Consider the following 12,464-nt stretch of genomic DNA (forward strand, 5'->3'; position numbering starts at 1 on the left):
GGCATCGACATCGACGAGCGATCAAATGCCCCGGAGCCCGCATGCCGCGCAGATTCAGGCAATCGAGACCCTGCTGCCGGCGATCCAAGAGCACTTTGACCAATTGCGCGGGCTCTTGGAAACCATGGGGCGCGGCGATGTCACGGTCGAAGCACTGGACACTTTGCGACAGGGTTGGCAGCAGTTACGCGACACCTTTTACTTTGCGGGGCTACGGGGGCCGGCTTATTCCGCCGGACAGGCGCTGGTTGCATTGACCGCCTGCGCGCATCCGGATGCCTATGCAGACAATCTCGGCGATGCTCTGGCAGGCCTGCTTGTTGCGTTGTCCGCTTATCTCGCGCTACGGGCACGGGGCGAGCCGGAATGCCCCTCCTTACTGGTATTTCCGATCAATGCGCTGCGATTGGCGACGCACCGACCCACGGTCTGCGCCGCGGAAGTTTTCGCGTTGACGGGCGGGGCGGATCTGATCATCCAGACCGGTCCGGATACGACCGAGACGAATCGAGCCGTCATCCGATCTTTGGCGCAGCGCTATCGCAGCGGCGTGATGCATGCCACCGTTTCAGCTTTGCGGGATGACGATTGGGCGCAGCCGCTGAAAGGCTTGGTTCGGGTTGCAGAGAAGTTGCAACACGCCGCAAGTACGCCAGCCGTCGCAAGAAGCTGGTGGATCCTGGGCGGCTTGTTGATGGCGCTGGCCGAGGGAAGCGTTTCGCGTAGCGAGGTTCGCCCGATCGTGCTGCGCATCGAGCGGATGCTGGGTGGCCTGGCAGACACAGGCGAAACGGCGGAGATGCAGGACACACATCGTCACGTGGCGGCGCAGGCGCTGTATCTCTTGGCGCGCTCGCCTTCGCTGGTCGCCGACGAGGCCAAGGCGGTGACACAGACCTACGATTTATCGGCTTGGATCGTTTCGCCGGAAGAGCAGGAGCGACTGCGGCTGGCACTCGGTGATGCGAGCAGTGAAGCCATCGAGGGTGTCACCCGAACGATTCGCGAAGATTTGCAGATGGTGAAGGAATCGCTGGATGTGCTGTCTCGCAGCGCGCATCCACCGGCCGAAGAACTCAAGGTGTTGGCGGGAATCACGAGCGATCTGTGTGGGACGCTCGCGATTCTCGATCGGCCCGATCTGATGCACGAGATGGCGCTTGCATCCACACGTCTCGAACGCTGGATGGAGCGCGAGAGGGTTCCCGAAGCGGAATGGTCGGAACTGGCCCAGTCGGTGCTGCGGGTTGAGGCGACGCTCGCCGGTCTGTCCGAATCATCCCCGCAGCCTGACGGCACCGTCGATGCTTTGCTCCGGCAAGCGGTCATCCATGAGGCGCTTGTTGATCTGCGGCGTGTCATGGGGCATCTGGAAGCCAACGATCCGCTGGTCGCTCACGAGACTGTGACCGGTGATCTGGCCGGAATCGGCGCAGCGCTCGCAATGGCGGGCATGAGCCAGATGGCTGCGCATTTCAATCAATTGGCCGGGGTCCTGGGAGATTGGCGGCGCGGTTCGTCGTCGCTGGATGAAGCGTTGGCAGCCGCGCTCGAGAGTTTGATGTTGGCGTTGGAGCAGGCCGAGGAGTCCACGTTGGGCGACCCTGCAGCGCAGCAACGCGCCGGAATGATGGTGAAGCGCTTTGTCGAGGCGCTCACACCAGCGCCCAGAGCGCAGCAAGTGGCGTCTTCGGCAGGGGCGGACGCCGCAAGCGCACACACCGGCACGCTCGACCTGAGCGCGATTTTTGTCGAAGAGGCCGAGGAGATCATGGCCCGGATCGAACCGGCTTTGGCAGCCTGGCAGCAGGACCGCATCGATCGCGCAGCGCTGGCGGATTTGCGTCGCGCGTTTCATACGCTCAAAGGATCAGGCCGCATGGCGGGCGCCGAAGCGATTGGCGAATTGGCCTGGGGGATCGAGCGCGTGCTCAACCAGGTGATCGAGCGGGAGGACCCGGTCGATGACGAGGTGGTCATGACCGTGGTCGAGGGGACAGCGCATCTGACCGCCCATTTGCCCGAGCTTCAGCGCCCATTGTCCGGTGAGGCGCAATCCTGTCTCGATCGCCTTGCAATGATGCCGTCGCGGCAGGACGCTGCTGAGGGACAAAGTCCACCGGGCACTGAAGATGTTTCAGCGACATCGGAATCGGTCGCGATGCCGGTGCTGGCCGCAGAGTCTGATTCAGGGCAGCACTCCAAGATCGATGCGGAGGTGCGGACCAGTCCGACGATCATGGCAGACGGCGCACTTCCGGAGCCGTCCATTGATGGGGTCGACGGGGTGCAGGACGAGGACGCCACAGACCTGTGGACTCTGTTTGAGCATGAAGCCATGGCGTATCTGTCGCGGATACAGTCCTATCTCCAACAGGCAGGCGAAAATGCTGCTCTGCCGCTCGATTCGGACGTGCTGCGCGCTTTCCATACACTGAAGGGGACTGCGCGGACGGTTGGTCTTGACGCGCTGGCGCAATGGGCCGACGAGATCGATGGGTGGGCCAAGGCTGCGCAACGGGCCGACAAACCGCTGATGCAGGGGCAGATCGCCATCTTGGGGGAAGCGACGGAAGCCTGCCGGCAGGCGGTGCGTACGGCGATCGATCCATCAATCGAGGTGGCATGGCTGCAGCGCTTGCGGCGTGATCGGGAGCGGCTGGAGCAGCAGATGAGCGTCGAGCCCGCCGATCCGGAGATTCGGGCGCTCTTTCTTGAAGAAAGTGCCGAGTTGCTGGCCCATATCGATGATTTGTTTGGCGTTGACCCGAAGGCTGACCGCGCGATCCCCGTCGATGCCCTGATGGGCGCTCTGCATACGTTCAAGGGCGGCGCCCGAATGGCGGGTGCGCTGCTTTTGGGTGATCTGGCGCATGCCATCGAGAGTTACCTCGCGCGCTTGCGGCCCGTGGAGGAGGAGATGCCGCGTGAGGCGCATGCGTTGCTTCGTCAGGCAGTGGATGCCTTGCAAGGTCAGTTGGATCAATGGGCCGAAGGACTGCCGGTCGAGTTGCCGCGCGACTTGCTCGAGAAGCTGGGGGTGGCATCCGAAATCATATCGACCACCGGGACGCAACGTTCGGTCGACGAAAGGTCGGATCAGGATGGCGGCAGTTTGGACGTATCTGGACGGCACGCTGCCGATGAGCCTGGCGGGCCGCAACCAGTGGTCGCTGAAGATGCAGCTTCGGTGTCCGAATCGGGAGGGCGCTTCGATGCCGCGAGCAGCACACTCCCGGACTGGTGGGACGCGCCGTTGCCCGGCGAAACCGAGGATGCGCCGATCGTCAGTGAGCAGCTGCGCGTATCCAGCCAGACGCTCGACCGCCTGCTGGGCTTGATGGGTGAATTGCTGGTCGCGAACGGCCGAGCGGAGCAACCCATTCGGGAATTGGCGGGTTACATCCGCGAGATTGCCCGGACCATTGACCGGTTGCATCGTCAATTGCGCGAATTGGAGATCGAGGCCGAGTCCCGGATCGTATTCCGGCCGGAAGACGGCAAGGAAGCAGCCTCGAAGGCGGATTTCGATCCACTCGAGTTGGACCGTTACTCGCGCCTGCAGCATCTCTCACGGGGGTTGGGTGAAAGCATGACCGACCTTGTCAGCCTGCACGAACTGGTGAACGGCGCGCAGCAGGCGGCCGAATCGGCCTTGCAGCACCAGCATCGACTGGCCGGCGGGATTCAGCAGAATCTGTTGCACACTCGGATGGTGGCATTCGACTTCCACAGTGCGCGCCTGCGACGCGTGGTGCGGCAGAGTGCCGAGGCGCTTGGGAAGTCCGCCGTGCTCGAAATCCGCGGCGGAGAGACTGAACTCGATCGCCAGGTTCTGGACCGGATGGTGGCCCCGCTTGAGCATCTGTTGCGCAATGCCTTGGCCCATGGGATCGAGCCAGAAGAGGAGCGTCAGCGATTAGGCAAGCCGGTCCCCGGGCGGATCCAGTTGGGCGTTCATCGCGAAGGCTCCCAGATCCTCCTTGAGATCGCTGATGATGGATATGGCCTCAACACCCGGGCGATCTTGTCACGCGCTCGGGCTCGGGGTCTGGTGGAACCGGACGAGACGTTGACGGATACGCAGATTCACCACCTTATCCTCGCGCCGGGGCTGAGCACCGCAACGGAGGTTAGCCAAATTGCCGGGCGAGGCGTGGGCATGGATGTGGTGAACAGTCAGATCAAGGCCTGCGGGGGCCGTCTCGAAATCACCTCGCAGATGGGGTTGGGCAGCCGTTTTCGGATCTGGCTCCCGTACACTCTGGCCGTGAGTGACTGTCTATTGGTACAGGTCGGTGACGAATCCTACGCTGTGCCGATGTCGGGTATCCAAGGCATCATCCGGATGGATCCCGCTCAGGTGGCGGAATGGCAGGCGGGACAAATCGATCGCCTAAGCCACTTGGATGCGGAGTATCAGTTGATGACGCTGGCGCAGCTCTTGGGGCGTCATCAATCCTCGCGAGAGCAACTATCCGGCGAGCGGGCGGCGCTGTTGGTGAACGTGGCCGGACGCCATTGGGCCTTGGTGGCCGATGGGCTCGTCGGAACCCAGGAACTGGTCGTGCGGCCAGTCGGTACACGCTTGGCAACGGTGCCCGGAATTACCGGTGCCGCGATATTGAGCGACGGTTTGGTGGTGCTGATTCTCGATCCTCAGTCGCTGATTGGCAATCGCCATCGCACCGCAGCCGCGGAGATTCCTGAGGGCAGTCCCCAGATGCCGCAATCGGCGGGCCGTGCGCTCCAGGTGATGGTCGTGGACGACTCGATCACGATGCGGCGGGTGACCGCACGGCTCCTGGCCCGGGAAGGGATGATTGCCACGACTGCACGCGATGGAATTGACGCGCTCCAGAAAATGCATGAACAAGCACCGGATCTGATTTTGCTTGATGTGGAAATGCCGCGGATGGATGGCTTCGAACTGCTCACCAACCTGAAGGCCGACGATGCGCTTCAGGCTATTCCCGTTGTGATGATTACCTCGCGGATCGGCGAAAAGCACCGGGATCGGGCCCTGGCCTTGGGCGCAGCGGATTATCTGGGTAAGCCCTACCAAGAGGCCGAATTGTTGGCGACCATCGCCCGGCATGCCGCGCCCGTCGCATTGGCCGTCTCTGAAGAGGGTGCCGAGGGGTGAATGAGGATCCCGCGTTACTCTATTGCCAAGTGCTGCCCGTGACCGGATACCGCTTGCTGATACCGAATGGGGCGGTCGTGGAGGTCATTCCACTGTCGATGGCGTCAAGGCGACCCACGGACGGCACGCCGATTTCGGTGCCGTGGCGTGAGGAGACGTTGCGCCTGGTCTGTTTCGAATCCCTTTCCGACACGGCCGCGCCGGAATTTACGCCGCGAACGCGGGTCGCCGTTCTGCGTGTGCCGGGCACCGAAGGGACGATTCATATCGGATTGTTGATCCAGGGGTATCCGCAAATGGTTCCGGTGCTGGCGGAGCAGTTGAAGGCGCTGCCTTTGACCGAGCAGGATCAAGCGCTTCCGGTCCTATGCCGGGTTCATTTTGCACGAGGAGAGATGCATATCCCGGATCTAGTTCAGATGGGCCAGTGGGCACAAGGCATGTCGCGGGCGCCCGCAGGCTCAGCGCAGATCTCCCCAGTGGGTTTGCAGGACGGCAAGGGCAGCGAGGGCAGCGGTCTCGGTGCGCAGAACGCGGGGGCCGAGCCGGAGTCCATGGAAATCGTGCCGGCGGGCGATGAGCTGCTCCTGGTCGTCGAGCCCCCCTTCGGGGCCGATGAGGAGTGCCACTGAACGGGGCGTGCCCCACTGCTGAAATCCATGTTCGGCGCGTGGTTCGAGCATCAATCGCAGATGGGTATCGAGGTCAGGAAGTTCGACTGCGTCGTTCAGCGACAAGACCTCGGACAGGATCGGCAGCCGAGCGCGGCCGCATTGTGCCGCGGCGTGAGCCAGGATGCCGCGCCAATGCAGTTGTCGCTTGGCGGCGCGTTCCGCTGACAGACGAACACCGGTGCGCGCACAGATCACTGGCACAATGCGGGCCACGCCAAGCTCGACAGCCTTCTGCATCACCAGATCCATCCGCTCTCCCCGGGAGATCCCTTGCAGCAGTGTGATCTGGAGCGGCGATTCGCGCTCTGGCGCGACAGGGGACGCGGTGAGGCGAATCCGGCCGTCCTGTCGGCCGAGCATGTCGATGATGCCTCTGCACTCCAGCCCCTGGCCGTCGAAGACCACGACCTCTGCGCCGATCGGAAGGCGCAATACGCTGCGCAGATAGTGCACCTGCTCAGGCGGGAGTGCGATATCGATTTCGGATGCGAGCGGTGTCGGTATGCAGAGGCGTGGAACGCGCATCCTCAGTCCGCCGTCGCCCGATCGATGCCTTCGCAGGCGACCGCGACCATCCGGTCGATTTCCTTCGGCGTGATGACGTAGGGCGGCATGAAATAAACCACGTTGCCCAACGGTCGCAGCAACATGCCTTGGGTCAGTGCATGGCGATAGACGCGCAGCCCCCGCCGTTCCTGCCAGGCGTAGGCCGAATGCCGGTCACCCTGGGGCGTCATTTCGACTGCGGCGATCAGGCCGGTCTGGCGAACTTCGCCGACATGGGGGTGGTCTCGCAGTGGCGCCAGTGCCTCGGCCAGATGCGTGGCCAGTGCCTGGTTGGATGCGAGCACGGGCTGGGTATCGAAAAGGTCCAGCGTGGCCAGCGCAGCGGCGCAGCCCAGCGCGTTGGCCGTGTAGCTGTGCGAATGCAGAAAGGCTCGCAGTGTTGCGTAGTCATCGTAGAAGCAATCGTAGATGGCCTCGCCGGTCAACACCGCCGACAGTGGGAGATAGCCGCCGGTCAGCCCTTTCCCCGTGCACAGGAAATCCGGGGTGATATCCGCCTGTTCGCAGGCGAAGAAGGTGCCGGTCCGGCCGAAGCCCACCGCGATTTCATCGGCGATCAGGTGAACGTCATAGCGATCACACAGTTCGCGGAGACCGCGCAGGTAAGCCGGATGATACATGCGCATGTTTCCGGCGCATTGGACCAGGGGTTCGACGATGACCGCGCAGATCTCGGCGTGGCGGGTCTCGAGCAATGCGGCCATCGGTTTAAGCATGTTCCGGCTATGGCACTCCCAATCGGTGTCCGCCGGGCGCAGATAGCAATCCGGTGAGGGCGCTTGCAGGGTGGGCATCAGCAGGGGACCATAGGTGTCCCGGTACAGATCGACGCCGCCGACCGCCAGAGCGCCCAGTGTCTCGCCGTGATAGCCGTTGGTCAGCGAGACGAATCGGGTTTTACCGTGGTGGCCTTGATTGCGCCAGGCATGAAAGCTCATCTTGAGCGCGATCTCGACCGCCGAGGATCCATTCTCGGCGTAGAACACCCGCGTCAGGCTGGGCGGAGCCCGACGGACCAGTCGTTCGGCCAGTGCCACGGCGGGCTCGTGGGTGAAGCCGGCGGTGATCACATGGGCCAGGGCATCGAGTTGGGCGCGGATGCCGGCATCGATGTGGGGGTGGCCGTGACCGAAGATATTCACCCACCAGGAGCTGATGGCATCCAGATAGCGGTGGCCCTCGAAGTCTTCGAGCCAGACGCCCTTCGCGCGCCGGATAGGAATCAGCGGCAGGGTTTCGTGGTCCTTCATCTGGCTGCAGGGATGCCAGAAGACGTTCAGGTCGCGATCACGGAGGTCGGCGTTGGTTTCGATCATGAGATAGTCCCGGATCAGGCGATGGGTCGGCGGGCGGCAGGCGCGGCACTCAAGGCCTTGATAAAGACCTTGGAGTTGCGTTTGAAGTTGTAGAGCGCTTGCCGTGCGACCGGCAAGTCCTCGATGCGGGCGGGGCGATAGCCATGTTCAATGAACCAGTGCGCTGTTTGCGTGGTGAGCACGAACAGCCAGCGCAGACCGCGTGTCCAGGCGCGCTGCTCGAGGTGGGCAAGCAGATCGTGCCCCAGGCCGAGCTCACGATAGTCGGGGTGGACCGCGACGCAGGCAATTTCACCCGCCTCTTCACCTGGAAAGGTATACAGGGCGGCGCAGGCCAGAATGGTCTGATCGCGCTCCATGAGTATGAAATTGGCGATTTCGAGTTCGAGCTGCTCGCGCGAGCGATGCACTAAGATACCCTGTGCCTCGAGCGGCGCAATCAGTGCCAGCAGGCCGCCGATATCGTCAATGGTTGCCTCGCGGACCACATCGTATGTTCCGGCCGTGATGAGCGTACCGATACCGTCCCGGGTGAACAGTTCCAGCAGCAGTGCGCCTTCCTGGCCGCGGGGGATCAGATGGGCGCGAGGCACCCCGCTGCGGCAGGCCTGAATGCACCCCATCCAGGCCTGCCGACGTGCCGGAGAAAACCCGGCCTCGCGGGTCCGGCTTTCGGCCTGTGCGGGATCAAGCTGGCTGGAACGTCCCGCGGTCACCGCCGCCGCATCTTCTTCTTCCAGGAAGATCAGTTTGTCGGCGCCCAGCTGGATCGCTGCCTGCATGGCCACCGATTCGCAGGACAGAAAAAACGCCTCCCCGGTGGTCGAGTAGCCGATCGGCGAAAGCAGGACCACTGCGCCCTGCTGCAGCGCCTGTCGAATTGCCGGGGTCTCCAGTCGGCGGATCTCGCCGCTGTGGTGATGATCCACGCCATCTCGGACGCCAACGGGTCGCGCAATGAGGAAATTGCCTGATACGAGCCGCAGGGCGGCGCCGTCCATGGGCGTCTGCGGGAGGCCGCTGGAAAATCCAGCCTCGATATCCAGGCGGGTGGCGCCGATCGCTTCTTTGAGTGCGGGCAGCGCCGCGACGGGCAGGACCGGGACATCAGCGTGTTCCACCAAGGCGATCCGGGCCCGATCCAGCCGCTGTCTGAATTGCGGCGCAATACCATGAACCAGCACCAGACGCACGCCCAGACTGGCCAGCAGCGTCAGGTCCTGCACCAAGGCTGGAAAATCCGGCGATATGACCACTTCGCCACCGAAACAGACCACGAAGGTCTTGCCGCGATGGGCGTTGATGTACGGTGTGCTGTTGCGAAACCATTTGACGAACTGGTCCATGGTGTTCAGGCCGTGGAAGGCATCAAGCAGAACTGGGTGATCAGTGATTCCAGAATATTCATCATTGGGCTCAGTCGGTCCAAGGCGAGATACTCGTTTGGTTGATGGGCCTGTTCGATATCGCCGGGGCCGAGGATGACGGTATCCATGCCCATTTCACGATAGTAGGGCCCTTCGGTACCGAATGCGACGGATTCTGACGCTTGTCCGGTCAGCGTGGTGCAGGCGGCGACCAGTGGGCTGGTCAGTGCGGTTTCGAGCGGCGGCAGGCCGTCGAACAGGGGATGGAATTCGAGGGTCAGGCCCGTATCCGCCAGTGCGGCCTGCGCCCGCGCCTGCAGGTGATCCCGAATCACCTGGGGCGCCATGCCGGGTAGGAGGCGAACATCAAAATGCAGTTCGCACTCGCCACAGATTCGGTTGGCGTTGTCGCCACCATGGATATGGCCCAGGTTCAGGGTCGGGTAGGGGATCGCGAAACCCGGGTGGTTGTAGCGCTCGAGCCACTGCCGGCGCTCGTCCATCAGAGCCGAAATGACACGATGCATACCGTCGAGGGCGTTGCGTCCGAGGGAAGGATCGCTGGAATGACCGGCGTGACCGACGATGCGAATCCGCTCCATCATCACGCCCTTGTGAAGGTGCGCTGGACGCATCGACGAAGGTTCGCCAATCACCGCATAGCGGCCATGAAAGGCTTTGGCATCGCGCAATGCACGTACCCCAGCCATACTGGTTTCTTCATCTGAAGTTGCAACCAGAACAAGCGGTTGATGGAATCTTGCTGGGCTTAGCCGGGCCACTGCGGCGAGCGCCAGGCCAAAGAAGCCCTTCATGTCGCTGGTGCCGAGGCCGTACAGTCTTCCTTCCCTGATATCCGCTCTGAGCGGATCGGAGTGCCAGCCGTCGTGATCGAACGGGACGGTATCGGTATGGCCTGCCAGGATCAGTCCACCCGGTCCGGAGCCCAACGTTGCAACCAGATTGGCTTTGCCGGCAGCCCCCGGCAGCGCCAGCACTTCGGTCCTGAAGCCAAGATCCTGACACCATTGCGCAATTCGGTCGATCACCGCGCGATTTCCCATGTCCCATTCGGGTTGTGCGCTACTGACCGAGGGAAGCGCGACAAGCTCGGAAATCAGCTCCAGAACAGGCGGAATCGGGGTGTCCATGTGCAGCATTGTGGCGGTAGCACCGTCCTTTGGGCAAGAGGAAAACTTGAACTGTCCGCAGGACATTGCTTACTGTTGGCGCCTGTTGCCGAGTTTGGCAGGCGAATCTGGTAAGACATTGACGAGATTGCAGGTGGCGCCTCAGAGGCGTTCGAAAACCTTGGGCCGATTCACCCAACGTCCCAGGACCATGCAGCGGTGGATGCGATATGCAGTGCTGGGCATGGCCCTCGGTGCGGTCGGCTGCGAGCCGGTTTCCGAACCCCTCTCGCAGGGTTTGGAAGGCATTCGGGAGCGCGGTGAGCTGGTGGTGGTGACGCGCACGGCCCCGACCACCTTCTATCAAGGCGGCCATGGTCCTCAGGGTCCTGAGTTCGACATGGTCGAGGATTTCGCTCGTCATCTCGGCGTTCGTGCGCGTTATTTGGTGGCCGATACGGTGACCGAAGCACTGCACTGGCTGGAGCAGGGACAGGCCGATCTGGCAGCTGCTGGAATCATCCGATCGCCATCGTATGAAGCAAACTTTCGCTTCGGGCCGGTTTATCGGCATATCGACCAGCAGGTGGTCTGTCATCGTTCCGATTCCCTGCCACGTTCCGTTGTGGACCTGGCCGGCCTGCGTATAGGCATCGGCAAGGATTCAGTTTATGAGGAGCGTCTGCGGCAGTTGGCGGCAGACCACCCAGACTTGCACTGGGAACAGGTCGACGGGCTCAGCGTCGAGCAACTGCTGGAGCAGGTCTGGCGGCGCGAGATCGATTGCACGGTGGCCGGGTCTCCCGAAGTGACCATCAATCGCCGTTTCATGCCGGAGTTGGAAGTCGCTTTCGATTTATCCAGCAGCGAAGAGTTGTCCTGGATTTTGCCGAAATCGTCGTCCCAGTTGGCCGAGGCTCTTGAAGAGTGGATGCAAGACTATCGTGATCAAGGGCTGCTCGCAGCTCAGGAAGACCGGTATTTCGGCCACTTGGATGCCTTTGATTACATCGATGTGACGACTTACCGAGGGCGCATCTTTACGCGCCTGCCGCGTTATCGCAATGCTTTCCGACGGGCTGAAGCGCGCTACGACATGCCATGGACTCTTCTTGCCGCGGTGGCTTATCACGAATCGCATTGGGATCCATCGGCCGTCAGTCCAACCGGTGTGCGCGGGCTGATGATGCTGACCGCATCCACTGCCCGCTCCCTGGGCGTCAATCGTTTGGATCCGACCCAGAGTATTCAAGGCGCTGCCCGCTATCTGGTGCAGTTGCGAGACAGCCTGCCGCCAGAGATTCCTGAGCCCGACCGCACTTGGATGGCGCTGGCGGCTTATAACGTTGGATTGGGGCATCTGCAGGATGCCCGTCGACTGGCTGCGCGGCTGGGTCTCGATCCAAACCGCTGGAGTGGGGTAAAGGAAGCGTTCCCGAAACTGTCGTGGCGCGCTTATTCGCGATACAGCCGCTATGGCTATAGTCAGGGGCGCCAACCCGTCCGGTATGTCGAACGTGTCCGCGATTTGCATGCCATCTTGGAGCTGGCAGCCGCCGAGCAGAGCGGCAGCAGCGACAGCGGATACTTCTTCGGTGACGATAATCGACGTGTCAGCTACCAGTGAAGGTCGAGCGGCGTACGGGGCGATTGAGGGGCGCAGTGTATCGGCCGAGCCCATTCTGCGATCGCAGACCTCTGGGCATTGATCTTTCCTTGCTGGTCATCCATGGCATCAGCTTGCCGGCCGGGCAGTTCACCGGAAATTGGGTCGAACGTCTGTTCCTGGGTCGTCTGGTGACCGGAGCGCCGTCTGAACTGGCGGACCTGGAGGGCGTTCGGGTGTCGGCGCACCTGTTCATTCGTCGGTGCGGCAAAGTCATCCAGTTCGTGTCCTTCCGCCATCGCGCATGGCATGCAGGAGTATCCGAATTTCAGGGCCGGACGCAGTGCAATGATTTCAGCATTGGGGTTGAGCTTGAAGGTACCGATACCGTGCCCTACACCGCTTTACAATACGAGCGGCTGGTTACGATATCTCGTCTGTTGATGCATGCCTATCCAGCGATTACCCCTGACCGAATCGTCGGGCATTGCGATATTGCGCCGGGGCGCAAGACAGACCCGGGCGAGTCGTTCGACTGGCAACGGTTGCGTGACGGATCAGGCTCGCTGATCGGTTCAGCAGGCCAACTCTAGAGACCGGGGCCACCCATACCGGGGCCACCCATACCGGGGCCACCCATACCGGGGCCACCCATACC

Annotated in this window: 7 protein-coding genes; 3 read left to right on the forward strand and 4 right to left on the reverse strand. The window is 62.3% G+C overall.

Annotated features, from left to right (window positions below; genetic code table 11):
• Positions 1 to 25 precede the first annotated feature (25 nt).
• A complete protein-coding gene (locus E4680_RS03790; RefSeq protein WP_167792367.1) occupies positions 26 to 5,146 on the forward strand; it encodes an Hpt domain-containing protein in 5,121 nt (1,706 codons plus the stop codon).
• A gap of 461 nt (positions 5,147 to 5,607) precedes the next feature.
• Here E4680_RS03790 and E4680_RS03795 read toward each other — a convergent pair whose 3' ends face one another.
• The 4 genes from E4680_RS03795 to argE are packed head-to-tail and all read right to left on the reverse strand — an operon-like array spanning position 5,608 to position 10,221.
• A complete protein-coding gene (locus E4680_RS03795) occupies positions 5,608 to 6,345 on the reverse strand; it encodes a 16S rRNA (uracil(1498)-N(3))-methyltransferase (protein ID WP_135281046.1) in 738 nt (245 codons plus the stop codon).
• A gap of 2 nt (positions 6,346 to 6,347) precedes the next feature.
• Positions 6,348 to 7,703, reverse strand: a complete 1,356-nt coding sequence (locus E4680_RS03800) for an adenosylmethionine--8-amino-7-oxononanoate transaminase (RefSeq protein WP_135281047.1) — start codon at positions 7,701 to 7,703, stop codon at positions 6,348 to 6,350.
• Positions 7,704 to 7,717: 14 nt separating this feature from the next.
• On the reverse strand, positions 7,718 to 9,049 hold the full coding sequence (gene argA / locus E4680_RS03805; protein ID WP_135281048.1) for an amino-acid N-acetyltransferase: 1,332 nt from the start codon (positions 9,047 to 9,049) through the stop codon (positions 7,718 to 7,720).
• 5 nt (positions 9,050 to 9,054) lie between these two features.
• A complete protein-coding gene (argE, locus tag E4680_RS03810) occupies positions 9,055 to 10,221 on the reverse strand; it encodes an acetylornithine deacetylase (RefSeq protein WP_135281049.1) in 1,167 nt (388 codons plus the stop codon).
• A gap of 202 nt (positions 10,222 to 10,423) precedes the next feature.
• Here argE and mltF point away from each other — a divergent pair, with 202 nt between their 5' ends.
• The gene (gene mltF / locus E4680_RS03815) at positions 10,424 to 11,827 is read left to right on the forward strand and encodes a membrane-bound lytic murein transglycosylase MltF (protein WP_167792368.1); all 1,404 of its coding nucleotides are present in this window, start codon (positions 10,424 to 10,426) and stop codon (positions 11,825 to 11,827) included.
• A complete protein-coding gene (ampD, locus tag E4680_RS03820; protein ID WP_135281051.1) occupies positions 11,824 to 12,399 on the forward strand; it encodes a 1,6-anhydro-N-acetylmuramyl-L-alanine amidase AmpD in 576 nt (191 codons plus the stop codon). Before mltF ends, ampD begins: the two co-directional genes overlap by 4 nt.
• The last annotated feature ends 65 nt before the right edge of the window (positions 12,400 to 12,464 follow it).

Origin of the sequence: Candidatus Macondimonas diazotrophica (assembly GCF_004684205.1) — a bacterium.
In the GTDB taxonomy this organism is placed as follows: domain Bacteria; phylum Pseudomonadota; class Gammaproteobacteria; order UBA5335; family UBA5335; genus Macondimonas; species Macondimonas diazotrophica.